Origin of the sequence: Massilia oculi, from assembly GCF_017582745.1 — a bacterium.
Taxonomy (GTDB): Bacteria; Pseudomonadota; Gammaproteobacteria; order Burkholderiales; family Burkholderiaceae_D; genus Telluria; species Telluria oculi_A.
In genome coordinates, this window is the sequence record NZ_JAFVIM010000010.1 from 90,996 (window position 1) to 117,293 (window position 26,298).

The following is a 26,298-nucleotide window of genomic DNA, read 5'->3' on the forward strand; positions in this document are numbered from 1 at the left end:
CATAAGCTTGAATTTAGAAATTAATGCGACGCCAATGCTGAATTATGAAAAATAGCATCTCACGCGAAGTCGAAGTCATCGAACACTTGAATAGGGTAGTGAAGAGGTACGCCACAGAAAATATAGCGACTCACCCAGCAAGAGCATATTTCGAGCCGATTTCGTCTTTATCTGATGGCTTACCCGTACCGATTTTTGGAGTTATGCTGCTTATTTGGCAACTTCGAGATCAGGACTTACAAACCTTGTATCCCTTGGATACGGTAGAAAGTCGAATGCGCTTTCTATCTTGGTGCATTTGCTCTGGGGTTAAAGAGTACGCTCTTTTAAGAGAATGCGAACCGTTCTGGGAAGAACTCTCGAAACCAGCATATGATCACCAAAAATATTCAACTCTGGACAGTGCCCAGGCAATTTCTTGGCTAATGGTCATCACCCTCATAAGTAGGCCGGATGTAAACTGTGATTTAACCAGCAGCCACGGGCGCGCCAAGTTACTTCTCTGGTATCTTCAATATGGATTCGAACCAGAATATAACGGAACTCGATTAGGATCCTGGCAAATAGATTTTTTGCTGACGAAGCAGCCATCAGGAATTACCAATCATCAACATATTCTATTTGAAGCACGCAACGATCTCAAGGAAAGCTTCAATCTTCCAAGCGAAATCAGCCGCTTTACTCAATGGTATTCCGAGTCGGCTGAATTCAAGTCGTTCATAGCAGCCGTCTCTAGATCGACGGAATATAATACTTGCCTGATCCGCCCGAAGGCGGCTGGGGTGAATGTGGTTGGGTATCTTAGTGAGACTTCTGGCATTGCCGAAGATTCTCGTATGATGATTGCCGCACTTAACCACACAACAATTCCCACTGTAGCGGTTGATTACTCTAAGAACGTATCGCCCAGAGACAATCACCATCGCAATAAAATTAACGTTTTTTGCTTTCCCGTCTTGGAGCATGCCCGCTATATAGCGGAACATGGCTTGACTAAAGTTACTGGTCATTACAACATTGGATACTGGCCCTGGGAAATATCACACTGGCCGTCACAGTGGTCTCACCTATTTTCGCTAGTTGACGAAGTATGGGCCTCGAGCGCTTATACCCAAAACTCCATACTTTCCAGTACGACAAAACCAGTTCTGTTCATGCCTATGGCAGTCGAAGTCGCATCAACTCGACGCCTAACCCGAAAGAACTTCGGGCTACCAGAGCATAAATTCTTGTTTTATTTCGCTTTTGATCTTAAGTCATCATCCAGACGTAAAAATCCGGAAGCTTGTATTAGTGCTTTTTTGAAGGCGTTTCCGACATCAGACAAGGTAGGACTAGTAATCAAGGTGCTCAAACCTTCCACAACCAATAAGGAATGGAGTGCTCTCGAAAAACTCGCACAAAAAGATAAACGCATTTATATCATTTGCGAGACTCTTGAGAGAGGCGATCTGATAGACCTATATGCGGCATGTGATTGTTTCATATCACTGCACCGGGCAGAAGGATTTGGTAGAAACATTGCAGAGGCAATGATACTTGGGAAACCAGTTGTCGTCACAGATTACTCTGGAAATCAGTCTTTTGCCACTATTGAAAACAGCCTCCCTGTAGACTACAAATTAATTCGAATTGAAGTGGGTGACTATCCACATGTCACTAATGGAACCTGGGCAGAACCTAACACGAATTCGGCTGCAACTGCAATGAAAACGATATTCTCGGATCAGGAACTATCAAACAAACTACGTAGATCGGCGCGTCTATCAATGATTAACCACTCAACATTTAATGTAGCCAAGAATTATCTCGCACGCATAGATTATTTGGCTAGCACGTTCGAAGATAGCAAAGAAGGTATTTATGACCTGGTATAAAAAAGATACTCGAACTGAGTTATTGTTCGCACACAGCGAATACGATGATGGTGAATTTGCAAAACTTATAAAAAATTCGCTACCTAATTCTGAGTATTTGGTCGGCCTTATATCGATTAAAGACGCGAAAGGCTATGAACCGGAGTATGGGCAAAAGATTATTTGCACAGACCTAGAGTCGACAATCGCATTTTCAAAAGCCAAGACCTTCACACACGTCTTTTCTCAATCACCTTATGATGCCATAGACGCCAGTGATCTCCCACTTGAAGAAAAAAAAGTACGATACTCCGCTGTTCACCGCAATTTGAACAAGTCTAAGCGGGTAATTGCATTGAATGAAAAATGCAGATCTAATATTCAACAATTTCATTCGCGGCATATATATATAACTACGCTCCCGTCAACCTCAAGCAGTCTAATATCAAACCTCGAGCAAGACGGAATTGCGATTATTGTCAATAGCAACGAAATTGATAATTATGGATCGATACTGGAGCTTCTGGCGAAGTACAAACCAACGTTGTATTTCAACTCAGAAGAAAATAGCCCGGCTCCAAAAATATTTGGGATGCGTATGCCTCACAACGGGTTCGTTTCGGCCAGGCCATTAATACAGATTTACCTTGGAGAAGACCGATCAGATTGTACACCACTACGGATCAACGACGCTTCAGCCGCTAACTCAGTAGTAATCCAAATCAATGCCTCAGAAACTGAGCGGAGCAAAGGCCGATGGATGCCGACTGACTGCATCGGTTATTTTAATATTGATCGTTTGGATCTAAATTTCGCGAAACTGGAATCATTCATCTCGCATTTGCTAGGCAATAAAATATTCTTCGATTCTGTTTTATCGGCTCAACGTCGATATTTACCAGCCTACAAGTCAAACATAGCCGCTTTTCTCGAACTTCTGACCAAATGAAAAAGATTGCTTGGTGCACTCCATTCTCAACTGCCTCCTCGATCAGTGAATTCTCACATACTCTGGTCGAGAGCCATAATAGCGACCCTTCCAGCAACAGCAATTTCGAGATCGATATTTTTGTAAATGAGAACGGCCATCGATATCGTTCAACGAGCACGTGCTTTGAAATCAAACAATTCCTAAAGTCTTCTGACTCAATCAGGCTATTTAAGGACCATTACGATCACGTCTTCTACAATCTCGGCAATAACAAAGAGAATCATCAAGAGATCTTCGAGTTATCAAATATTGTGCCAGGAGTTGCGATCCTACACGACTATGTTTATCAACATTATCTCGCCGGGCGCATCTTCTCTGATTGCAATGCCCCATCCGTCTATGCTTATCTGATGGGACGTCATTATGGAGAAAGCGGTTTAAAAAGCGTTCACGCCTCGCAGATATTAGGATCGTCTGGCTCAAGGATCGGCTTATGGGATACCGACCTCACTAGTGAGTTTCCGATGATCGAGGCGATAGTCAACAATCCTTTACATAAAGGAGTTGTTGTGCATTCGGGCATGGCTCGGCGTGCGGTAGAGAAAGCTTACGATGGACCTATCCTGCAACTGCGCCTTCCTGGCGACGAAAAAGAATCCCTTTCGCCCGAGACTATCTTACGGTGGAAAAACGAAACATCACGGCGCCGGCGCGTAACGATCGGTGTAATTGGGCATATACAGCGTGGTAAGCAGATCCATCGACTCTTAGAATCGATTTTTTCCGCTCCCTTGCTTGCTGATTTGATTCAAACCGTGATCATTGCAGGAAAGCCGTCGGACAAGGAGTATGTAGAGAGCCTCAAGCGTATGATTGCAGAGCATCCGCAGGGCTCATTGATCAGTTTAGAATTGAACGTAACCCATGGAAGACTTCAAGAGATTAAGGAAATCTCTGATTTCTTCGTGAATATGCGTTATCCAAACACGGAGGGTGGGTCCGGTTCACTTGTTGAACAAATGGCATGTAACAAACCTGTAGTTGTGTTAAATAGTGGAATATTTGCGGAAGTCTCGAAAGGAGTGATAAAGGTCGATAGCATCGAAGATCGGGCGGCTATGCACGATGCTATCTATGAGCTCGCGAGCTCGCCAGAACGCAGGATCGAGCTAGGTAATGAAGCGCGGGAGTATGCACAGTCATACATGTCAAAGGACTACATCACGGACATAATTAAATTCAGCGAATCGATTCGCCTGCATGAACGATCTAATGGCGCTTCTAGCTTGCATGAGATACTGCTTTATGATAAGGAAACTCGTGGTCCAGAGCCAATATTCGATTGGTCGGCAAACGCCTTTCTCGAATTCCTAAAGATTGTCTTCCAACAGTATTTTGAGCCTGGATTTATCGACCACCTTGCGCTCGAGAGAGAAATGGATCCAATTAATACCTATAAACAATATTCTTTCGCTCGAACCATTATCAGCCTGATTGAGTCTAGCGCTAGAGGAGATGAATGCAAAACTTGGCTCTTCCCAAAGAATCTAAGCGCCGACAATAGTTATATTTTGGCATCATTGAAAGAGAAATATTACTTAATGCTCGCAGCGGCATTTTCATGCGTCGAAAATCCTTCAATTAGTCAGTGGGGCAGTCTATGCAATCGATTTACAGCCATAAGTCAAATTGAAAGATTTGCACTCGTGCTAGCAGCTTGGAATAGCGAAGGAAGCGAAAAAATCATTAAGAAGCTTCAAGGCCGCGAAGAAGAGAATATCCCAGCGAAGTTTATTGAAGTGATTAAATTAGCCGCAACTCTTCCCGATGAGAGTTTCGGCAAGCTGCTATTAGGCGAATGGCGAAAAATTCTCGATACTAAACAATATCAGAACTCATACGCAGATCTCGCCGTCAATAAGAAACTCGACCATGAGTCATTGGTGAAACACTACGAAGATCATGGTAGGGAGGAAAAACGAATTGCAAGAGTATCATCTAATCAGCTTATGCTCATCATGAGGAACGCATAAAATGACTGATGTTAACTATAAAACTGCTGTCCTCGGCTATTTTGGTTACCAGAATGCTGGGGATGATGCTTTCTATGATTTCTGGGTGCAAAGAATGGGAGCTCCTACTTGCGCATTATCAAGAAATCTCACTGGAACAAGCGCTGAATCGGCGATACTGGGCGGCGGGGCAATTATTAATGACTACTTCATTTCTCGGCTTCCAACTTCATTCACCTCCCTAAGCCTCTATGGATGCTCATTACCTTATGGAAGTGACGATGCTAAGCTGCTTATTCCGCTACTTGACAAAATTGATGATGTACATCTGCGCAGCAAGCGTGATGTCGAAGCGGCAAAGGCTTTTCTACCTCAAGCGCAGTATGTGCCCGATTTGATATTTGGCCACACTTTTGAAGATCGTCATATTTCGATCGAGGAGCTTATTTCGCATTGCGAAGTGCCCCCGGCAGGATTTAAAGCAGAACGGAAAAATTTATTTCTATTCTTATCCGATCACTATAGGTCATCAGAACTAAGCCGGCATTATATTGTCGAGTCGTTCAAATATAAATTGGCACACGCAATTGATTATTTATCTCAGTTCTATAATATTATATGTATTCCGATGAGCATGTGGCATGACAGTCGGGATAACGTATTCGCGGCCGACGTTGCATCAAAGATGAAACATCGCGCCAAGGTTGCAGTGGTTGACAGATATTTAGGACCCAGCTATATCTATCAAGCAATTAAGTCTCAGGCAGCGCTCGTGCTAACGATGAAGTATCACGGCATAGTTTTTTCAATGATTGCGAACGTCCCATTTATCAATATCGGTGACACGCGCAAGAATGCGGATTTGCTATTTGATTCTGGACTAGACGGGTTGAATTGCAGCCTAGATAATTTTGATAACAACACATTTTTGAAGACTGTTAAATTTGCAGAGTCCTCTGAGGTTCGAGAAAATATTACATCAGTAGCGGCGAAGAATAAGACATTGGTTGACGCAGCAATCGAGAAAATCATTCCGAAGTTAAAATTTTCATCAACATAGAGATTCGCTTTTTCCGTCAAGATCGATGGTGCCCTCTAAGAGGTAATTGCATCCGTAATTTTCGTAAAACTATTTCATGGACAGACGAGCTTGCCATTTAGAGCAAGCCTTTTTGAGACTCACGGGAGAACAAATTGTCAGTAATCACCGACGAGATTATAAATCGCGGGCGCACGTTGAACTTGCCAAACCCAAAACGAATTTTGTTTTACGGAGCTTGCCATGCTGGCGCGCTCGCCCGAATATTTGAGACCTTCTGCACAGATCTCTCATACTCATTTGACACCGTCACAAATTATGAAATAATTCACCGTGAAATTCCATTTCCTTATGAATCAGTTTCGAATTGGGACATCATCATCTTCAGTCCGATATTAAGACGCAAAGGCTACGAAACTTCGCGCCTGATTGATGCGTGCATCAAAAATAATGTGAAATATGTTTGTTACCCTTATCTAGAATGGCGTGGTTATTTTCCATATATTAAAGATGGCTATTTCGTAAACGCGCCGTCGTGGCATTATCAGTCTTCCATTAGCCTTGCAAAAAGCAATAGCGATTTCAATGCTTACATGCGAGAATTCAATAGACCGTTCAAAGAAGATAACTTCCTATTTGAAAATCTTGATTCAACAACGGAAATATTACGCAACCATGAGAAGATGGGACAGTGCGACGTTATTATTTCGGATTTTATTGTTGAGGAATTTCGGAATAAACGGCTATTCCTAATCCCATCTCATCCTTCGCAAGCGCTCTGGATAGAAGTGGTTAAGCGCCTGAACAAAATTTTAAACCTGCCGCTTGATCCAGCTTATCTATATTCGGCTGCGGAGCCTCAGGAGGGGGTAAAGATTCCAATACATCCCGATGTCAGCGAACGGTTAGGACTCCGTTTTCAAGATGCTGACTTCCAGAACAAGGCGAGTCATTTTGGCAACAGAACTATTCCTTGGTCAGACTATTTACGCTTAGCTCATGGTTTTGGAAGAGATAGCACTATGCGACAGTCAACTTCTCAAACAGCGATCAAACGCTTCCTGCAACCAGCCAACACATTGAGCCCAGATGATTATATAAGAGTGCCGAATAACACTATTTTACAGGCACGCTCGAAGCCAGCGGAAGATACGTCACACTTAAAGCTTGATATTACGTGGGCAGAGCCGAAGATACGGCATCAACTGATGGGCTGGGATAATGTGTATATTTTCAAACACCATTGGCTCGAATCTGTAAGACCAACAGGAGATTGAATTGGCAGGAAATGAGCGACCATCAGTTTAGATAAGTGTTTTTTTTAAACATCACACTTTCGAAATCTATTTCATTGCTAACTGGAAATTCTATGGGATGACTTCAGCAAAGACTATCTAATATAGTTAACAACAATGAAGAATTCTAGACCTGACACACTTCGGAACCATTGCACCCCACAACACAGCGAACGCTGTGCTATGAGAGGAAGCATCGAGATCAATCTTTTTCTTTCACCCACTAAAGCACGGCACTAATCGAAGTAGTCAATTTCAGTGAGCCCTTGTCCCTTATTATCTTTAGCCGAAGTAATAGGTGTTTCATGAATGGGCCAGTTGATTTTTATCAGTGAATCGCTCCACGCCAGGCATCGTTCATATTCTGGCGCATAATAATCTGTCGTTTTGTACAAAACCTCGGCCGATTGCGACAATACGAGAAAACCGTGCGCAAACCCTTCAGGCACCCACATCTGCGCCTTGTTCTCTGCGCTCAGGATTTCTCCAACCCACTGCCCAAAAGTCGGCGACGAGCGACGCAAGTCCACCGCCACGTCGAATACGCTACCAGCGACCACGCGCACCAGCTTGCCCTGCGGCTGCCGAATCTGGTAATGCAATCCTCGCAGCACGTTGTGAGCCGATTTCGAGTGGTTGTCCTGCACGAAGGTCACCGACCGGCCGACTGCTTCCTCGAACCGGGCTTGATGAAAGCTCTCATAGAAAAAACCACGCTCGTCGCCGAACACCCGAGGTTCGATACGCAGGACGTCAGGAATGGCCAATCGGGTAATCTGCATCAAAACACCGTTTCTTTCAAAACACGCAACAGGTACTGGCCGTAGCCGTTCTTCTTCATGGGGTCCGCCAGTATTTCGAGCTGGCCGGCATCGATCCATCCCTTACGGAAGGCGATCTCTTCCGGACATGCCACTTTCAGCCCCTGCCGATGCTCGATCGTCGCGATGAACTGGCTCGCGTCGAGCAGCGACTCGTGGGTGCCCGTATCGAGCCAGGCATAACCTCGCCGCATGATCTCGACGTGCAGCTTGCCCGCCTCCATGTACAGGCGATTCAGGTCCGTGATCTCGAGCTCGCCGCGTGCAGACGGTTTGAGCGTGCGCGCCATCCGCGACACGTTCTCATCGTAAAAATACAGCCCCGTCACCGCGTAGTTCGAACGCGGCGCTGCCGGCTTTTCTTCCAGGCTGACCGCCTTCCCTTCACGATCGAATTCGATCACGCCATACCGTTCAGGATCCTGGACGTGGTAAGCGAAAACGGTAGCGCAATCGGTCCGTTCGTTGGCACTGTCGAGCAGGGTGTTGAGGTTGTGTCCGTAGAACAGGTTATCGCCCAGGACCAGGGCGGAAGGCGAATCGTCAAGGAATCGTTCACCGATGAGAAATGCCTGCGCCAGGCCGTCCGGCGACGCCTGCTCGGCATACGACAGGTTCAAGCCCCAACGCGCGCCGTCCCCCAGCAATTGCTGAAAACGCGGCGTATCCTGCGGCGTCGAGATGATCAGGATGTCGCGAATCCCGCCCAGCATCAGTGTGCTCAGCGGGTAGTAGATCATCGGCTTGTCAAACACCGGCAATAACTGCTTCGAGATCGCCAGCGTCGCCGGATGCAGCCGGGTGCCGCTGCCGCCGGCGAGAATGATGCCCTTGCGTTTCACGGGTTCGCTCATAGGTTTCCTTGTGCCGACAACTCGGCGATCATGCGGTTCACGTGATAGCGCCAGTCGGGCAGCACCAAGCCGAAACTCGCGCAGAATTTGCTGCAATCCATGCGCGAGTTAGCCGGCCGCACGGCCGGTGTCGGAAATGCGCTCGAGGCGACCGGCTGCACCGACTCGGGCCCTGCCTTCAATATGGCGCCGTGGGCCTGCGCCTGCGCCAGCACATGCCGCGCATAGGCATGCCAGGTAGTGCTGCCGGAGGCGGCCACGTGATACGTGCCAGACAAGCCGTGCGCCTCTGGTCCCAAAGCCGCGATGCGATGCAAGGCCAGCGCCGTGGCATCGGCCAGCAGCTCTGCGCCGGTCGGGGCGCCGTGCTGGTCGGCCACCACGCTCAGGGTCTCGCGCTCCTTCGCCAGGCGCAGCATGGTCTTGGCAAAATTGCCGCCGCGCGCAGCGAATACCCAACTGGTGCGCAGGATCAGGTGCCTGGCGCCGCTGGCGCGAATCCGCTCCTCGCCCTCGAACTTGGTACGGCCATATACCGACAGCGGATTGACGGCATCGGTCTCGACCCATGTGCCCTCTTTCGAGCCGTCGAACACGTAATCGGTCGAATAATGCACCAGCCACGCGCTGAGGGCGGCGGCCTCCTCGGCCAACACGCCGGGAGCAACCGCATTGCAAGCATGCGCGGCGGGCTGGTCGCTCTCGGCCTTGTCCACCGCGGTATAGGCCGCGGCATTCACGATGACGTCGGGCGCGACATCGCGCACCAGCGCGCGCAGCGACGTGGGATCGGCGAAATCTGCTTCACCGCGGCCATACGCAAGCAATTCGCCCAGCGGCGCCAGCGCACGCTGCAACTCCCAGCCAAGCTGGCCATCCTTGCCAAGCAACAGGATCTTCATGCGGCCGGCCGTCCATCGGCATACTGCCGGTCGATCCACTCGCGGTAGCCGCCGCTGGTCACGTTGCGCACCCACTCATCATTGGCCAGGTACCACTCGACGGTCTTGCGGATCCCGGTCTCGAAGGTTTCGGCCGGTCGCCAGCCCAGCTCGCGTTCCAGCTTGCCCGCGTCGATCGCGTAACGACGGTCGTGGCCGGGACGGTCCTTCACGAAGGTCATCTGCGACGCATACGATTCGCCATCTTCACGCGGACGCAGTTCGTCGAGGATCGCGCACAAGGTGCGCACCACATCGATATTCGCCTTCTCGTTGCAGCCGCCCACGTTATAAGTCTCGCCCAGGCGGCCCGCCGCCAACACGCGGCGGATGGCGCTGCAGTGGTCGGTCACGTACAGCCAGTCGCGGATCTGCTGGCCATCGCCATAGATCGGCAGCGGCTTTCCGGCCAGCGCATTGTGGATCACCAGCGGGATCAGCTTTTCCGGGAAGTGATAGGGACCGTAGTTATTGGAGCAGTTGGTCGTCACGACCGGCAAGCCATAGGTGTGGTGGTAAGCGCGCACCAAATGGTCGGACGCGGCCTTGCTGGCGGAGTATGGACTGTTCGGTTCGTAGCGGTTCTGCTCGTTGAAGGGCGGCGCTTCGCTCGACAGCGAACCGTACACTTCGTCCGTGGACACGTGCAGGAGGCGGAATGCCGAACGCGCATCCGGCTCCAGGCCGCTCCAGTAAGCGCGCACCGCCTCCAGCAAGTTGAACGTGCCGACGATATTGGTCTGGATGAAGGCGCCGGGGCCTTCGATCGAGCGGTCGACGTGGCTTTCGGCCGCGAAATTCAGTACCGCGCGAACCTGGTGTTCGGCCAGCAGGCGTCCCACCAGGGCGCCGTCGCCGATGTCGCCACGCACGAAATGGTGGCGTGGGTTGTCTTCGAGGCTGGCGAGATTCTGGAGATTGCCGGCGTAGGTCAGCTTGTCGAGATTGACGACTGGCTCATTGTGTTGCGCCAGCCAGTCGATGACGAAGTTCGAGCCGATGAAGCCCGCTCCGCCCGTCACGAGGATGGTCATTCCTGCGATTCCTGATAAAGGGTCGGTGGCCGAACCCCGTCTGGCGCTCGACCTGAAGAATTGATTTGATGAGCGGCATCAGGCTCTGCGACAGGCTGTGCAACGATGCATCACGTCCGTTCTACCATCTGATTCTTGCCGCATAGCAGCAAGGGATGGCATTTCCTTTGCATTTTCAGGGCGATCTGAAGGCTTGTCAATCCAGAGTGACTGCACTTCATCACGCCCCGCGCATGCGGAGCCCGCCGATGACTGTCTACTTCAACTTCAGCATTTTCATGAATTTGTCGGCTGCCTGCGTGCCAAGCTGCTCTTCGCGCGCCTTGATCTGGGCAGCCTGCTGGGCTCGTTCCTGCTCGGTTTGCCCGCTCAAGGAACACGCTTTGCGGTGGCTTGCATATTGCAGACAGCGCGTGGTCATCGCCATCTGCGCCAATTTGTCCTGTGTATGCAGATAGAAAGCCACCATATCCGGCATGGCGGCAGGCGCTTCGCCAAATTCTTTGAATAGGGCATTCAGGCCTGACTTCGCCATTTCGGGCTGGTTAGGCATGAACGCCAGGTAGATGCCTTGGCGTAGAGCGTTCCAGGAACGCTCGGGCCAATCCACGTTGCGCAACAGGACGGCGCCCTGCTCAGCCTGGGTCGCGCCAGCACGCCGCATGGCGTCTTGCAGAGTCAGCAGCATCGTCGCATCCCCGGCGGTCGCGCCGGAAGCTGCCTTCTGGGCTAGTTTCAGAGCATCGCCGTTCCTGCCTTTGGCTTGAAGCTCCACAATTTGTGGCAGCAGGGCAAAATGCGCCAACACCTCGGCGGTAAGCGGTTCGCGCAGTGCAGCCTCCCATGAGGTCTCGCGTGGCGCCGGTCGTGGCCGAGGAAGCACCGGCGCGACCAGTTCGGTCAACGTGGCTTCCCGCTCCTGGGCCGAGGCATGGGTCGCCCGGAACTTCTGCACGCTCTGCGGCTTGTTTGCCGCCTGATTCGCAGCCGCCGCGGCGAGCGCCTCCAGTTCACCTTGCTCGATCGTTGCAAGCCGTTCGAGGAAAGTCTTGAACCCGGCAGGATAGGAGTAGTTGGCACGCAGGCTCAGGTGGACGCCCGCCATGTCTGCCTGCTTTTCCACATCGCGCTGCCAGACGGGAATCAAGGAGTCGTGCGCCAGGCTGTCGGCCACGCCGATCGTATCGCCCAGCCCCCATTTGACCGGACCCGAGCCGACATCGATTTTCCCCGCCAGCACACCAAGCAGCGTCCCCGCGAAACGCAGGTTCTCCGCGGTGTGGTGGGTTTCGTACGTGGATTGGTGATTCAGGTACACATGCGCGAATTCGTGCGCGAGCACGGAATAAATTTCGTCCTCCGATTCGGCCGACTGAATCAAGGCAATGTGCAGGAACAAGTTGCCTGATGCGGAAGAGTGCGCATTCAGGGTCGTGTCGGCGGTGATATAGACCGAACCAGGCCAGTCCGGCACGCCGGCCGATGTCTTCAACTGGGCGTAGAGCTGGTCCAGGTAAGCTTTCAGTGGCGGAATCGATACCAGGCCGTTACCGCGGATGCGATTGGCGTTGAGATTGGCCTGCAAGTCTGCCCATTCATGTCCTGGCGGCGGCGGCAGCTGCGTAACCGTGGTGACAGCCGGGATCTCGGCTGCAAACAGACTGCCCGGTACCGACAGAACACCAAAGGCCGCAGCGCACACGGCAGCGCGCAATAGGGAATATGTCGTCATTATTTGCATCGCGCCGGGCCGGCGCCGGGGGAACCCGCCACCTGTGAGGCCTGCACCGTGCTTGTCCTGCCGACCTGCCCACATGCGTCATGCACCGTGCGCCGGACGACCACTTGCATCGAATCGACCCAAACGTCCCTGCCGTTCAAGTCGACCCGAAAAAAGCTGTTCTTTTCCTCCTTGATATGCCATGGAAGCCCCGAGACCGCCATCTTCACGCCAGGCTGCGCATTGTCCGGAACGGCAAACACTTCGATTTGCTTGCCCTTCACGGACATGACCTCATCGGAAGCAAGCGCAGCGGACGCAAAAGCGCACAGCAAGATCGCACAGGCGCCGCGGCACAGCGCGGGCAACGTCGTTGTCAATTTCATCGATGAGTCCTTATCGATCGTTCAGGAAGATTGTTCGGTTTTCGCCCCTGGCGCAAGGCAGCGTCGAATCTTTTGGTTGAGTTCGAACCACTCTGCAACCAGCGTAAGAAAAATGATGCCGACGACGGAAAGCACGCCCAATCCAAAATAATGCTGGCCGACCCACACCATCGCGTAGCCGGCGGCGACGATGGCGCACGGGCGCACCACCCAAATCAACAGCAGGACGCCAAGCCTGGCGAGCGGCGCCAGCCTGCCCTGTTGCAGGCGTGGATGGCTTACGACGAACTCGACAGGGTTACTCAGTATCTTTTCCCCGGCCTGCCGCTCGATCCAGGGTCGAAGCAGTCTGGACACAAGAACCATGCTGGTCATGCAGATGAACAGAAACAGGAATAACGGTGCTTGGGAGCGGTCATACCGCAGGCTCATGTGACGCGGGTAGTCTTCGCCATGGGTCAGCAAATTGTCCAGTGCCATCGCATGCAAAAAGACGCCGGGGATACGTCCATGCAAAGGTGAATGGACGAAATCGCCTGAATCCGTGGTGCCCAACCCAACCAGGACAATTTTTCCTTCAATATCGTGGCGCAGGCTCGCCTCCCGCTCTGGCGTCGTGTTGGCAAGTTCTCCGGCGTATAAGGTCTCGTGGAATACACACAAAGGCTTTTCTGCATCACCATAAAAAGCGTTCAGCAATCCCGGTGGCATAAGCTCGCCCACGCCTGCCGAAGACCGGCAATAGGTTGCCGCATCGGGGGAGGCGCTGTCCAGCCAGGCAAGGCCGCGGGTGACAGAGCGGCTACCCCAGGTCAGCGCCAGCGGACGCTGGTCCACGCTTACCGGCGCGCCGCCTGCCGCTCGGTACAAGGCAAGCGCCGCGCTGTCCATCGGCGCTGCAACGTTGCTGTTGCGCCCGACTGTCAACTGATAATTCCACGCGACGCGGTCGATCTCGTCCGGCATGAACTCGATCCCGACCTTGTCGAAGCAATTCCCAGCCAGGGCATCGATTTCAGGTCGTAGTGCGTAGTGCCCAGCGCCATTTTGCACACTTGCCATAAACAGGGGAATCCCCTGCTCGCGCATCGCGCAAAGCGCACGCAGCAAGGCGGGCAGACTGGGGTCGTCGCGCAATGCGCTGAAATACACGTCCACAAAAACCGCTTTCGGCTTGTACAACGCGATCGCGCCGAGCAACCTGGCGGAATAGGAGTAACGCGCCGGCCAGACCTGCCCCGCTGCAGCCAATGCCGCATCGTCGATCAGGAGAACACGGATATCGTCGCGTCTGCCGTCGCCATATTCTGCTCCCGCTATAGGTGCATAGACCCTGGCTTGTTCGCGAGTCGAGAACTCCTCTCCGAACAGCCATTGCAGAAAAAACGCAAGCAGGCAGCCCGTAGCGAGCGCTATTGCGCACTCCATGAGTATGCCCGCCCATTTCCTGGTGCCGGAAAGTTTCAATTAATTCTCGAGGGAAAAATGTTTGCCAAGCATGCCATCAAATTGGAATGTTGACAAATATCAAGTTGTTTATTTGATACAAAAATCTCGTTTTGGGCCGTTTACCTTAGAGTTGCAATCAAGCGCCTCCGCCGCCTTCAACAACGCCTCGATCCCCTGCGGCTCCACCGGCCTGCTGAAACAATACCCCTGCATCTGATCGCACCCATGCTCGTGCAAAAAGGCCAACTGCTCCGACGTCTCCACCCCTTCCGCGATCACGTTCAGCTTCATCGAATGCGCCAGCGCGATCACCGCATTGACGATCGCGGCGTCGTCCGCGTCCTGGGTCAGGTCTCTCACGAAGGAGCGGTCGATCTTCAGGCTGTGGATCGGGAAGCGCTTCAAGCTCGCCAGGCTCGAATACCCGGTCCCGAAATCGTCGATTGCCAGCTGCACGCCCATGTTCGCCAGCCTGGCCATGGTCTCGGCGGCGGCGGCCGGGTTCTGCATCAGCACGCTCTCGGTGATCTCCAGCGTCAGCCAGCGCGGATCGCAGCCGGTTTTCGCCAGCAGCGCGGCCACGCGCTGGGCCACGTCCTGGCCCAGGAACTGGCGCGCCGAGAGGTTCACGCTCACGCGCACCGGCGGCAGGCCGCGGCGCAGCCAGGCCACCTGCTGCGCCATCGCGGTTTCCAGCACCCATTCGCCGATCGGGACGATCAGCCCGGTCTCCTCGGCCAGCGGGATGAAGTCGGACGGCGCCACCATCGGCTGGCCGTGCGGCTTCCAGCGCAGCAGCGCTTCCACGCCGCTCACGTTGCCGGTCGCGATGTCCACCACCGGCTGGTAGTGCAGCAGGAATTCCTGCCGCTGCAGCGCGCGCTGCAGCGCGCCTTCCATGCGCAGGTGCTCCACCGACTGGGCGCCCATGTCGGCCACGTAGAAACTGTAGTGGTTGCCGCCCGTACCTTTTGACTGGTACATCGCGCTGTCGGCGCACTTGAGCAGGGTCGCGGCGTCCAGGCCGTCGCGCGGGTACATCGCGATGCCGATCGAGCCGGTCGGGAAGACTTCCTGGCCGCACAGCAGCAGCGGCTGGAACAGATTATCCAGCAGTTTTTGCGCCACCTTGGCGGCGTCGGTTTCGCCCGCCAGCTCGGGCAGCACCACCACGAATTCGTCGCCGCCCTGGCGCGCCACCGTGTCGCTCTCGCGCAGGCTGCTCGCCAGGCGGCGCGCGATCTCGACGATCATCTTGTCGCCGGCGTCGTGGCCCAGGCTGTCGTTCACATGCTTGAAGCGGTCCAGGTCGATGAACATCACCGCCACCTGCGTGCCGGCGCGGTGCGCGTGCACGATGGCTTGCGCCAGGCGGTCCTGCAGCAGCACCCGGTTCGGCAGGCCGGTCAGGGCGTCGTGGTTGGCCATGCGCAGCAGCGCTTCTTCGGCGCTCTTGCGGCGCGAGATGTCCTCGACCACCGAGATGAAGCGCTGGTTGCCGTTGGCGTCGCGCATCATCGAGACGCTGATGTTCACCCAGATCGGCGTGCCGTCGCGCCGCAGCAGGCGCCGCTCGCGCTGGTAGTCGCCGATTTCTCCGGCGCGCAGGCGTTTGATCAGCGCCAGCTCGTCGGGCAAGTCGTCTTCATAGGTCAGCTGCTGGAAGAAGCGCTGCAGCAGCTCCACCTCGCTAAAGCCCAGGATCTGCGCCATCTTGCGGTTCACGCGCAGCAGGCGTCCGTCCGGGCCCAGCAGCACGATGCCCACCGCGGCCTGGCTGAAGGTGAGCCGGAAGAATTCCTCGCTCTCCTGCAGGCGCAGGCGCGCCTTGCGGCGGAAGGTGATGTCCTGGCCGATCAACAGCAGCATGTGGCCGCCGGCCTGTTGGGTGCGGCGGATGTTGAACTCGACGTAGCGCACGCCGTCGGCGCGGCCGTCCAGCGTCACCAGCACATTGTCTTGCGGTGCGCCGGTGTGCAGCGCCTCGTCGACGCGTGCCGCCAGCTCGGGGGCGGGCAGCCATTCCTCGAGCGGGCGCCCGGCCGCGGCGGCTTCTTCGGGCGCGCCGATCAGGTCGGCCATCGTGCGGTTCATCGAGCGTACCTTGCGGTCGGCGTCCACCACCACCAGGCCGGCCGGCATGCCGTCGATCACCTGTTCCAGGTAGTCGCGGTTCTGGCGCACATTGCGCTGGTCGGCGTGGGCATAGGTGTCGAGCGCCAGCCCCATGTCGAAGCAGACCACCTTCAGCACCGCATCCCAGGCTTCGATGAAACGCACCGGGTCATGGTGCAGCTTCTGCCACAGCATGCTGGATAGTTCGGACAGGTATTTGCGGTAGGCGCCGATATACCATTTCGGGTCGAGCCCGATGCGCTGGTGGGCCGCGCCCACGCGCAGGCGCTCGTGGATGTAGGCCGCGCCGTAGTCGCCGGACGTCAGGCTGCTGAAATAGCCGGCCTGCGCGCGCCGCAGGCGCGCCGTGGTCTCGCTGTCGGCCAGCAGCTCGCGCATGCGCGGGAAGGCCAGCAGGTGCGCGTAAAAACTGTCGGAGAAGGTGTCGCGCTCCTGGTCCAGCAGCTCGTGCACCTCGCGCAGGACGGCGGCGTCGCGCTCGTCGAATTGCAGAAAACTCCGGCGCGCCGCGATTTCCTCGTCGTCCAGGCCGATCTCTCGTGCGAGGGCGTCGATCATTTCCCGGGTTTCCCTCATGCCGTCCTCCGCGCCTGCAAGAACCGCACCGACCTGGTCGTACCACTGCTCGTCTGGGTATTCATGGGAAACGCCTCTGGCCAATCGTCTTGACCAAGAATTAATAACCTGCTGGATATCTTAGTTGCATGATAGCAAATAGCTTCCTGGCGGTCTGTCACTTATTAGTGATCTGTTGTTTATTTGTCTTAGTGTCCGCCAGCCCATTAACCTGGTTTAAGTAGAGAAGCGATGGACGTTGCACCAGCGCAAGATGCAGCGCATGGATGGGGTGACAGTGGGGAATCGCCATCATTTCAGGAGCCTGCCATGTCCCCCTACCCTATCCTTCCGTCGGCCGCCGTCGCGGCCCTGGTGCTGTCGCTTGCATGCAGCGCCGCGGCCGCCGTCGACGTCACCGTCACCCCGGTGAAGCCCACCGTCGAGCGTGGCGACGACGTGATGGTGCGCGTCACCCTCACCAATTCGTCCGGCGCCACCCAGCACCTGCTGCGCTGGCGCACGCCGCTGGATGGGGTGGAAGCGCCCTTGTTCGAAGTGCGCCGCGACGGCCAGCCGGTGCGCTACCTCGGCCGGCGCATCAAGCGCGCGGCGCCCGGCCCGTCGGACTACGTGCGCCTGGATCCCGGCGCCTCGCTCAGCAAGACGGTGGAGCTGTCGCGGGTGTACGAGATGAGCGTGACCGGCAGCTACACGATCCGCTACCACAGCGCGGCCATGCCGGCGCCGGGCGCCGGTATCCAGCCGGTGGTCGGCGAACTGGTGTCGAAGCCGGTCAGCATCTGGGTCGACGGCCGCCTGCCGCGCGGCGCCAAGCCGGCCGGCATGGCGCCGGAACCGGGCGGCGCCGGCCTGAGCTACGCCAACTGCTCGAACGCCCAGCAGGAGCAATTGGTGACGGCGATGGATGCGGGACGCGCGATGACGGCCGACAGCCACGCCTATCTGACGTCTGGCAAGCAGTATGGCGAGCGCTACACCACCTGGTTCGGCGCGCTGGACGCCGCGCGCGGCGCCAAGGTCACCAGCAATTTCACGGCCATCAAGGACGCGTTCGAGAACAAGCCGGTCAAGATCGATTGCGATTGCGACGAGCCGTATTTCGCCTATGTGTATCCGGCGCGGCCGTACACCGTGTGGGTGTGCCGGGCGTTCTGGGCCGCGGCCGTGACCGGCACCGATTCGCGCGGCGGCACCCTGCTGCATGAGCTCAGCCATTTCGACGTGGTGGCGGCGACCGACGACCACGTGTACGGCCAGGCCGGCGCCGCCGAACTGGCGAGATCGGCGCCGGAACGGGCGATCAACAACGCCGATTCACATGAGTATTTTGGGGAGAATACGCAGGTGCAGCAATGATGGCCGGACGTCGCATCGTCGATGCACGTGGGGTGGACGGCAAGCCGTCCACCCCACGATCAGCGTTACCGCTGCGTAAACGAAAACTTCACCGGAATCGCCGGACTGCTCTTGATGCTGGCCGCATCGAGCTTGCCCAGGCTACTCAGCCACGGCCCCGCATAGCGGATCTCGTAGCTGTGCTGTCCCGGCTTGAAGGCGTAGGCCTGGGTGATGTCGATCGTGTTCAGGTGGGTGGTCTGCGGCTTGACCTCGAGGTAATCGGCCGGGCCCGGCGCGGCGCGCTTGACCATGCGGCCGGTGTAGGCCACTTCTTCCCCGGGCGTGCGCAGGTTGAAGCGCGGGGCGGTCAGGTCGTCGCCCAGGGCGATCTCGCGCGGGATCCATACCGACTGGTCGCCGCGGTTCTCGATCAGCACCCGCACCTTGACCGACTTGGCGCCGGTCTCCACCTCGAGCCGGTGATGCACGTTCACCTTGGCCTCCACGGCCTTGACCGCGCCGACCAGGCCGCCCAGCGCCAGCAAGGTCGCCAGCACAGCTGCTGGCATGCTTCGTTTGACATGCATCTCGCCTCCTTCCGGGATGGGCCACTTGACAACACGCCGCCGCGGACGCGACAACGGTCTTCCGATTATGACACGAGTCGTCGCTACAGTTCAGGGCAGTATGTTACCGCCTGTTTCAGGCAAGGCCGCCAGGATGGTCACCGCCACCCGCCGGTTGCGGGTCTGCCCGGCGATGTCGGTATTCGGCGCCACCGGCCGCGTGTCGGCAAAACCGATCGCCGACAGCCGCGCCGGCGGCAGGCCGTTGTCGATGAACAGCCGCACCACGCTCGATGCGCGCGCGGTCGACAGTTCCCAGTTCGACGGATACACCGGGCTGGCGATCGGCACGTCGTCGGTATGGCCCTCGACCTCGATGCGGTGGGTATCTTCCTTCAAGAGGCCGGCCACGGCGCCCAGCACCTCGCGCGCTTCGGGGTCGAGCAAGGCCTGGCCCTGCTCGAACAGCACGCTCGCATTGATCTCGACGCTGATGCCGCGCGCGTTCTGGGTCACCCGCACCTGGCCCGATTTCACCAGCGGCAGCAGGGTCGCCGACAGCTCGCGCGCCATCACGCCCATGCGCTCCTGCTCGCGGCGCGCGGCCTCGTTGCGCTTGCGGTTGATGATGTGCGACAGCGGCAGCACCGGCTCGACGTTGGTATTCACCTGGGTCGCCGCGCCGCGGCCGCCGAAGGCGTCGCCCAGGGCGTCCGACAGCACCTGGTACTTGCCCTCGTTGACGATCGAGATCGCGTACATCACCACGAAGAAGGCGAACAGCAAGGTGATCAGGTCGGCGTAGGAGATCAGCCAGCGCTCGTGGTGTTCCTGCGGGACGTCGTCGTCGTAGCGCTTGCGGGCCATGACCTGGGTCCCCGCTCAGTGGCGCGCCAGCAGGCTGGCGACGCGCTCGTCGACCACGCGGCCGTGGTCGCCGCTGGCCAGGTCGGCGAAGACTTCGGCCAGGATCTCGTACTGCGAGACCCGGTCGTTGACGATCGCCTTGAGCTTGTTGCCGACCGGGTAGAAGAACAGGTTGGCCAGGCCGACGCCATACACGGTCGACACAAAAGCGACCGCGATGCCGGAACCCAGGCGCGCCGGGTCGGACAGGTTTTCCATCACGTGGATCAGGCCCAGCACGGCGCCCAGGATGCCGATCGTCGGCGCATAGCCGGCCGCCGATTCCCAGATGCGCGCCGCCTGCCGCTGGGCGAATTCATAGCCGTTGATCTCGTGCTCGAGCAGGCTGCGCAGTTTATCCGGCGCGATGCCGTCCACCACCAGCCGCAGGCCCTTGGCCACGAACGGGTCGGCCTTGTTCATGTATTGTTCCAGCGACAGCAGACCGTCGCGGCGCGCCGTCTGGCTCCACAGGGTGATATCGCGCGACAGCTTCTGGCGCCCGTTCTTTGGCGGCACGAACACCCAGCGCAGCATGCCGAGGCCGCGCAGGAAGGTGCGCGGCTCGCTCTGCAGCAGCACGGCGCCGAAGGTGCCGACGACGACAATGGCGAAGGCGGCCGGTTGCATCAGCGATGCAAACCTGCCGCCGTCGAGCGTGTAGCCGAGGAAGATGCCGGCGATCGCCAGCACCAGGCCGCCTACGCTGGCCCAGTCCATATATGCTCTCGCAAGGTGGTGCGCAGGCGCGCGACGGCTTGGGTGTGCAGCTGCGACACCCGCGATTCGGAGACGCCCATGACGGCGCCGATTTCCTTCAGGTTCAGCTCCTCTTCGTAATACAAGCCCATCAAGAGCTTCTCGCGCGGCGGCAGGTTGTCGATGGCCTCGATCACCGCGTGGCGGAAGTCGGTTTCCATCAGGCCGCGCAAGGGGTCGCTGTCGTCCACCGCGTAGCGGTCGAGGAAGTTGCCGTCGCCGTCGTCGTCATGAAAATCTTCGTAATAGACCAGCTGGTGGCCGCCCGAGTCGGCCAGCATTTCCTGGTAATCCTCGAGCGAGAGCTTGAGCGACTTGGCCACCTCGGATTCGCTCGGCGGCCGGCCCAGGCGCTGCTGCAGCTCGTGCATCGCGGTCTCGACCTTGCGCATGTTCTGGCGCGTGCTGCGCGGCATCCAGTCGCTGCTGCGCAGCTCGTCGAGCATGGCGCCGCGGATGCGCAGCACCGCATAGGTCTCGAACTGCGCGCCGTGGTTGTCTTCGTAGCGGTTGATGGCATCCAGCAGGCCGATCATGCCGGCTTGCACCAGGTCATCCACTTCCACCGAAGGCGGCAGCTTGGCCTTCATGTGGTGGGCAAGGCGCTTTACCAACGGCATATGCTCCGTCAGCAAAGAATTCTTGTCCGCTTTCCCTTTGACCGTGTACATGCTGGTGTAAGTCTTCTCTCTACGTGTCTTCTATTGCCGATGTCGATTACGAACCGAAGTGGGCCGCGCTCCCCTGCTTGCCGAACGGCGGCATGGCGTGCAGCGCGAACTTGCCTGCCAGCTGGCGAAACGCCACCGACGCGCCGGCCAGCGGGAAGGCGTCGACCACGGCCCGGCCCAGGCGCGCGGCCCGGTGCAGGTACTCGTCGGCCGGCACCGAGCCCATGAAACTGAGCTTGACGGCAAGGTAACGTGTTGCTGCTGCTGACATATTATCGTATACCACCTTGGCCTCAGCCTCTGTCGCACCGGTAACAAGGATACCGAAGGGGCGGCGCCCCAGTTGCTGCGACAGCCGCTTGACCAGCGAATAGGCATTCGTGATCGACGCCGCGCTGGTGGACACCTGCACCACGATCTCGGATTCAACCATCGAGGCGACCGGGAAATCGCCGTCCGGGCCGAGCTCGGCGTCGACGATCACGATGCCGGATTGCAGCGCCAGCACGTCGAAGGTATTGCCCAGGCGGCGCGCCTCGGCCGCCGTTTCGGGCGCGCCCATCGGCACCACCGAAAAGCCTTGCGGCGCCGGGCGGATCACCTGGTTCAATGCGCTTTCCTGGCGCGCCACCTGCAGCAGCGAGGCGCTGCGGTTCATGCCGAGCCGGCGCGCGACGCCGTATTCCACTTCGCAGGCATCGACGATCAGCACGTCGTTGCCGGCCTGGGCCAGCGAGGCGCCCAGGTTGACCAGCATGGCGCCCTTGTCGTCTTCAGGCGTGGCCGAGAGGAAGGTGACCACGCGCGGACGCGGGCCCTGCAGCATGCGACGCAGGCCTTCGGCCTGGTCGAAATCGAAACTAGCCAAGGTTCACCTCGCGTGCGCCAGCGGTTTGTGCAGCGGCCATCATCAGCGGCATGTCTGCGTCGGCAGTTGCATTGCCGCGGTTGCGGAAGGCGCGGTCGACCAGCAGGGCGCGGTCGGCCACGTGCAGGTCTTCCGGCACGCGCTGGCCGTTCGAGATGTAGTGCAGGTTCAGCTTCTGGCGGATCACGACGTCGAGCACGCCGCCGATCGATGCGGCTTCGTCCATCTTGGTCATGATGGCGCCGTGCAGGCCGCTGCCCTGGTAGGCGCGCACCACTTCGTTCAGCGTCTCATTGGTCGAGGTCGAGTTCAGGCACAGCAGGCGCTTCACGTCGGCGCCCGAGCCGGACAGCATGGCGACCTGCTCGGCCACCATGTGGTCGCGCTGCGACATGCCGATGGTGTCGATCAGCACGGTGTGCTTGTTGCGCAATTCCTTCAGGGCGATGCGCAGGTCGGCTTCATCCTTCACCGAGTGCACCATCACGCCCAGGATCTTGCCGTAGATGCGCAGTTGTTCGTGGCCGCCGATACGATAGGCGTCGGTGGTGATCAGGGCCAGCTTGTCCGGGCCGTGGCGCATCACGCAGCGCGCGGCCAGCTTGGCGGTGGTGGTGGTCTTGCCGACGCCGGTCGGGCCGACCAGGGCGTACACGCCGCCCTGCTCCAGCAGCGCGTCTTCGTTGCCGATGGTGGTCAGGTTACGGGCCAGCACGGTCTTGACCCAGCGCATCGCTTCCGCGGCATCCTTAGTTGCCGGCATTTTTTCAATCAGGAAGCGCGCCAGGGTGGCCGAGAAACCGGCGGCCAGCATCTCGCGCAGCACGGTCGCCTTTTGCGGCTCGCGCTGGGCGGTGGCGTTCCACGACAGTTCGGCCAGCTGGGTTTCCATCAGGCCGCGCATGGCGCGGATCTCGCTCATCATGCCGTTCATTTCGGCCGCGGCCGATTCCTTGGCCTGGGCGATGGCGGCGCTCATCATCGAGGTCATGGCGCTCATGTCGATCGCCGGCTCAGGGCTCGGGGCGCGGCGCTCGGCGTAGGTCGGGACCGGCTCGGCGTAGGCTGGCGCGATCGGCGCGGCTGGCGCGGCCGGGGCGGCGTCCTGCAGGCGGCGCGACAGGAAGGCGGGAGCGGCGGCAGGGGCCGGCGCCAGGTCTTCGAAGTGCTGCAGCTGCGGGGCTGGCTGGGCCATTTCCGAATCGACGGCCGGCGCGGCCAGCGAGGCCACGTCATCGTTGTCCAGCGCCAGGATCTCGACCTGGCCGTCGACTGGACGGTTGGAGAGAATGACGGCATCCGGCCCCAGGGCTTCGCGCACCTTGCGCAATGCATCTCGGGAAGTTGCTGCCGTAAATTTCTTAACCTTCATCTGGTTCTCCGCGCTTCAATCTGGGTTCTGCGTGACGGCACGATGCCTGTCGATAGGAAGCATTATTGACGATGCCCTCAGGAAACCATCAGGGGAAAAGGATGGGGAAAATGGTCTATTTCGACGGAATCAGTAAAACCGATACTTTTTAACGGAGTGACAAGCCGGGATTGTCGTCAAAAGGTGTCTGTGGGTGGGCGATCTTTGCCCCTGCAGGAGGGTCTAAGTAGGCAAAGTCACGTGTCGATGGCGCAGGGAGGAGACCATGGTCAAATCTATTCGACTGTTGTATCGCAACGTCCAGGGCCGCGTGCGATGCAATTACAACTGGGACTGGCAAAAGATGTGCGAGCGCTCCGCCGTCATGGTCACCGCTGTCGAGTGGAGCGGTGGGGCTGGGCCGGGCGCTGTGACCTTTACCCGCGATTCTTCTCCCGGCCACCCCCACCTGGGCCAGGCCAATGTGTACGTGACCAATATCGGACCGCACGATTCCGAGGGCGGGCCAGGCGGCGTCGAGTTCTACCTGCATGCCGACTCCGACACGCCGCTGGATGTGCTGGTGACCATTACCGACCTTGGGGAGGTCGAGCGCACGATCATGCCCAAGCAATGATCGGGCGCTTCTTGCAGTAGTGCCCTTCCTTACATCGGCACGCCGACCAGGCTGGTCACACGAATCGTCTTGGTCTCCGGCACTTCCGCATGCGACAGCACCTTCAGCTGCGGCACGGCGCGGCGCAGGAAGCGCGACAGCAGCACGCGCAGCGGGGCCGGCACCAGCAGCACCGGGGTGTGGCCCATCTGCTCCTGCTGGTTGGCCGAATGGGCCGCCTGCTGGGCGATGGTGTCGGCCAGGCCCGGCTCGATGCCGGTGCCGTCGCCGCCGGCGCCCATCGCCTGCATCAGCAGACGCTCGAGGCGGTTGTCCAGGGTCATCACCGCCAGCTCGTTCTCGCCCGGGAACAGCTGCTGGACGATGGCGCGGCCCAGGGCCACACGCACCACGGCGGTCAGTTCCGACGGATCCTGCGTCATGTTCGCGTGCTCCGACAGCGCCTCGATGATCGAGCGCATATCGCGGATGTGCACGCCTTCGACCAGCAGGTTCTGCAGCACTTTCTGCAGGGTCGACAGCGAGACGACTTTCGGCACCAGGTCTTCGACCAGCTTCGGCGTTTCCTTGCCCAGGTGGTCCAGCAGCGCCTGCACTTCCATGCGGCCCAGCAGTTCCGACGCGTGCATCGTGATCAGGTGGTTCAGGTGGGTCGCTACGACGGTGCCGGCGTCGACCACGGTGTAGCCCATGCTCTGCGCTTCGTCGCGCAGCCCGGCTTCGATCCAGGTGGCCGGCAGGCCGAAGGCCGGATCGGTGGTCACCAGGCCAGGCAGGGTGCCGCTGGCCATGCCCGGGTTGATCGCCAGGAACTGGCCGTTCAGCGCTTCGCCGCTGCCCACTTCCACGCCCTTCAGGGTGATGCGGTAGGCCGATGGCTTCAGTTCCAGGTTGTCGCGGATGTGCACCGGCGGCGCCAGGAAGCCCACTTCTTGCGCGAACTTCTTGCGGATGCCCTTGATGCGCTTGAGCAGCTCGCCGCCCTGGTTCTTGTCGACCAGCGGGATCAGGCGGTAGCCGACTTCCAGGCCCAGGGTGTCGACCGGCATGACGTCCTGCCAGGTCGCTTCTTCGCTCTCGGCCGGCGCCTGCTTGGCGGCGGTGGCGTCGGCGGCAGCCGCGGCGGCCGCCTCTTCCCTGGCCGGCGCGGTTTTCTGGCGCTTGGAGATCAGGTAGCCGGCGCCGGCCAGCGAACCGCCCAGCACCAGGAACACCAGGTTGGGCATGCCCGGGATCATGCCAAGGCCGCCGATGATGGCGGCGGTGATGTACATCGTTTCCGGCTTGGCCATCAGCTGGTTGGTCAGCTGCGAGCTCACGTCTTCGTCGTTGGCGACGCGCGACACGACCATACCGGCCGCGATCGAGATGATCAGCGATGGAATCTGCGCCACCAGGCCGTCACCGATGGCCAGCAGGGTGTAGACCTTGGTCGCTTCGCCGAAGGCCAGGTCGTGCATCACCACGCCGACGATCAGGCCGCCGACGATGTTGATCACGGTAATCATGATACCGGCGACGGCGTCGCCTTTCACGTATTTCGAGGCGCCGTCCATGGCGCCGTAGAATTCGGCTTCCTGGCTGACTTCGGCGCGGCGCTTGCGGGCTTCGGCTTCGCCGATCAGGCCGGCGTTCAGGTCGGCGTCGATCGCCATCTGTTTACCAGGCATCGCGTCCAGGGCGAAGCGTGCGCCGACTTCGGCGATACGGCCGGCGCCCTTGGTTACGACCGAGAAGTTGATGATGGTGAGGATGATGAAGACGACGATACCGACGGTGTAGTTACCGCCGATCAGGAAGTGGCCGAAGGCCTCGATGACCTTGCCGGCGGCGGCGCCGCCGGTGTGGCCTTCGGTCAGGACAATTCGAGTAGAAGCCACATTGAGCGCCAGGCGCAACATCGTGGAGACCAGCAGGATGGCCGGGAAGGCCAGGAAGTCGAGCGGCTTGACCGTATACAGTGCGGTCAAGAGCACGATGATCGACAGCGCGATATTGAAGCTGAAGAACACGTCGAGCACGAAGGCCGGCAACGGCAGGATCATCATCGCCAGCAGCATGATGATCAGGATCGGTGCGGCTGCCGCCTTGCCGCCTCGTGCACCGAGGCCGCTCATCCAGGCTGGCAGTTTCATGCTGTTGGTCATTC

General features: G+C 58.0%; 22 protein-coding genes. 7 read left to right on the top strand and 15 right to left on the bottom strand.

The genetic code is table 11. The annotated features are described in order from the left end of the window. Nucleotides 1-44 precede the first annotated feature (44 nt). From J3U95_RS13575 to J3U95_RS13595, 5 genes are all read left to right on the top strand, one after another. Entirely contained in the window at nt 45-1,877 is a 1,833-nt protein-coding gene (locus J3U95_RS13575; protein WP_208279109.1) for a glycosyltransferase, read from the top strand. Beyond that, nucleotides 1,864-2,805, top strand: coding sequence for a hypothetical protein (locus J3U95_RS13580; RefSeq protein ID WP_208279110.1), 942 nt, complete (start codon nt 1,864-1,866; stop codon nt 2,803-2,805). Before J3U95_RS13575 ends, J3U95_RS13580 begins: the two co-directional genes overlap by 14 nt. Next, nucleotides 2,802-4,820, top strand: coding sequence for a glycosyltransferase (locus J3U95_RS13585; protein ID WP_208279111.1), 2,019 nt, complete (start codon nt 2,802-2,804; stop codon nt 4,818-4,820). Before J3U95_RS13580 ends, J3U95_RS13585 begins: the two co-directional genes overlap by 4 nt. A 1-nt stretch (nt 4,821) precedes the next feature. Then, nucleotides 4,822-5,859 (top strand): polysaccharide pyruvyl transferase family protein, encoded by a 1,038-nt coding sequence (locus J3U95_RS13590; RefSeq protein ID WP_208279112.1) that lies wholly within the window; start codon nt 4,822-4,824, stop codon nt 5,857-5,859. 134 nt (nt 5,860-5,993) lie between these two features. Continuing rightward, nucleotides 5,994-7,115, top strand: coding sequence for a WcbI family polysaccharide biosynthesis putative acetyltransferase (locus J3U95_RS13595; protein ID WP_208279113.1), 1,122 nt, complete (start codon nt 5,994-5,996; stop codon nt 7,113-7,115). Nucleotides 7,116-7,369: 254 nt separating this feature from the next. On the opposite strand, the gene rfbC is transcribed toward J3U95_RS13595, so the two are convergent. From rfbC to J3U95_RS13635, 8 genes are all read right to left on the bottom strand, one after another. Beyond that, the gene (gene rfbC, locus J3U95_RS13600) at nt 7,370-7,915 is read right to left on the bottom strand and encodes a dTDP-4-dehydrorhamnose 3,5-epimerase (protein ID WP_208279114.1); all 546 of its coding nucleotides are present in this window, start codon (nt 7,913-7,915) and stop codon (nt 7,370-7,372) included. After that, nucleotides 7,915-8,808, bottom strand: a complete 894-nt coding sequence (gene rfbA / locus J3U95_RS13605; protein ID WP_208279115.1) for a glucose-1-phosphate thymidylyltransferase RfbA — start codon at nt 8,806-8,808, stop codon at nt 7,915-7,917. The genes rfbC and rfbA overlap by 1 nt, the downstream gene beginning before the upstream one ends. Beyond that, nucleotides 8,805-9,710 carry a dTDP-4-dehydrorhamnose reductase gene (gene rfbD, locus J3U95_RS13610; protein ID WP_208279116.1) on the bottom strand — a complete coding sequence of 302 codons (906 nt, stop codon included), beginning with the start codon at nt 9,708-9,710 and terminating at the stop codon, nt 8,805-8,807. The genes rfbA and rfbD overlap by 4 nt, the downstream gene beginning before the upstream one ends. Beyond that, nucleotides 9,707-10,783 (bottom strand): dTDP-glucose 4,6-dehydratase, encoded by a 1,077-nt coding sequence (gene rfbB / locus J3U95_RS13615; RefSeq protein ID WP_208279117.1) that lies wholly within the window; start codon nt 10,781-10,783, stop codon nt 9,707-9,709. The genes rfbD and rfbB overlap by 4 nt, the downstream gene beginning before the upstream one ends. Before the next feature lie 256 nt (nt 10,784-11,039). Then, entirely contained in the window at nt 11,040-12,515 is a 1,476-nt protein-coding gene (locus tag J3U95_RS13620; RefSeq protein WP_208279118.1) for a M48 family metalloprotease, read from the bottom strand. Beyond that, nucleotides 12,515-12,889 (bottom strand): hypothetical protein, encoded by a 375-nt coding sequence (locus J3U95_RS13625; RefSeq protein WP_208279119.1) that lies wholly within the window; start codon nt 12,887-12,889, stop codon nt 12,515-12,517. The genes J3U95_RS13620 and J3U95_RS13625 overlap by 1 nt, the downstream gene beginning before the upstream one ends. Before the next feature lie 21 nt (nt 12,890-12,910). Next, on the bottom strand, nt 12,911-14,356 hold the full coding sequence (locus J3U95_RS13630) for a CHASE2 domain-containing protein (protein WP_208279120.1): 1,446 nt from the start codon (nt 14,354-14,356) through the stop codon (nt 12,911-12,913). A 69-nt stretch (nt 14,357-14,425) separates the two neighbouring features. Continuing rightward, nucleotides 14,426-17,050 carry an EAL domain-containing protein gene (locus J3U95_RS13635; RefSeq protein ID WP_208279121.1) on the bottom strand — a complete coding sequence of 875 codons (2,625 nt, stop codon included), beginning with the start codon at nt 17,048-17,050 and terminating at the stop codon, nt 14,426-14,428. A 309-nt stretch (nt 17,051-17,359) separates the two neighbouring features. On the opposite strand from J3U95_RS13635, the gene J3U95_RS13640 reads away from it, so the two are divergent. Next, on the top strand, nt 17,360-18,409 hold the full coding sequence (locus tag J3U95_RS13640; protein ID WP_208279122.1) for a M35 family metalloendopeptidase: 1,050 nt from the start codon (nt 17,360-17,362) through the stop codon (nt 18,407-18,409). A gap of 65 nt (nt 18,410-18,474) precedes the next feature. Here J3U95_RS13640 and J3U95_RS13645 read toward each other — a convergent pair whose 3' ends face one another. The 6 genes from J3U95_RS13645 to flhF all read right to left on the bottom strand — a co-directional run bounded on the left by J3U95_RS13645 (nt 18,475) and on the right by flhF (nt 23,533). After that, nucleotides 18,475-18,978, bottom strand: a complete 504-nt coding sequence (locus J3U95_RS13645) for a hypothetical protein (RefSeq protein WP_208279123.1) — start codon at nt 18,976-18,978, stop codon at nt 18,475-18,477. Nucleotides 18,979-19,068: 90 nt separating this feature from the next. Continuing rightward, nucleotides 19,069-19,824, bottom strand: coding sequence for a flagellar motor protein MotD (motD, locus tag J3U95_RS13650; protein ID WP_208279124.1), 756 nt, complete (start codon nt 19,822-19,824; stop codon nt 19,069-19,071). Nucleotides 19,825-19,839: 15 nt separating this feature from the next. Further along, nucleotides 19,840-20,583 carry a flagellar motor protein gene (locus J3U95_RS13655; protein WP_109346662.1) on the bottom strand — a complete coding sequence of 248 codons (744 nt, stop codon included), beginning with the start codon at nt 20,581-20,583 and terminating at the stop codon, nt 19,840-19,842. Then, on the bottom strand, nt 20,565-21,293 hold the full coding sequence (locus tag J3U95_RS13660) for an RNA polymerase sigma factor FliA (RefSeq protein ID WP_005665822.1): 729 nt from the start codon (nt 21,291-21,293) through the stop codon (nt 20,565-20,567). The genes J3U95_RS13655 and J3U95_RS13660 overlap by 19 nt, the downstream gene beginning before the upstream one ends. 46 nt (nt 21,294-21,339) lie before the next feature. Beyond that, nucleotides 21,340-22,161, bottom strand: coding sequence for a MinD/ParA family ATP-binding protein (locus J3U95_RS13665; protein ID WP_208279125.1), 822 nt, complete (start codon nt 22,159-22,161; stop codon nt 21,340-21,342). After that, nucleotides 22,154-23,533, bottom strand: a complete 1,380-nt coding sequence (gene flhF, locus J3U95_RS13670; RefSeq protein ID WP_208279126.1) for a flagellar biosynthesis GTPase FlhF — start codon at nt 23,531-23,533, stop codon at nt 22,154-22,156. Before flhF ends, J3U95_RS13665 begins: the two co-directional genes overlap by 8 nt. Nucleotides 23,534-23,798: 265 nt before the next feature. Here flhF and J3U95_RS13675 point away from each other — a divergent pair, with 265 nt between their 5' ends. Beyond that, entirely contained in the window at nt 23,799-24,149 is a 351-nt protein-coding gene (locus tag J3U95_RS13675; protein WP_208279127.1) for a hypothetical protein, read from the top strand. 29 nt (nt 24,150-24,178) lie between these two features. On the opposite strand, the gene flhA is transcribed toward J3U95_RS13675, so the two are convergent. Next, nucleotides 24,179-26,296 (bottom strand): flagellar biosynthesis protein FlhA, encoded by a 2,118-nt coding sequence (flhA, locus tag J3U95_RS13680; protein WP_208279128.1) that lies wholly within the window; start codon nt 26,294-26,296, stop codon nt 24,179-24,181. Nucleotides 26,297-26,298 lie beyond the last annotated feature (2 nt).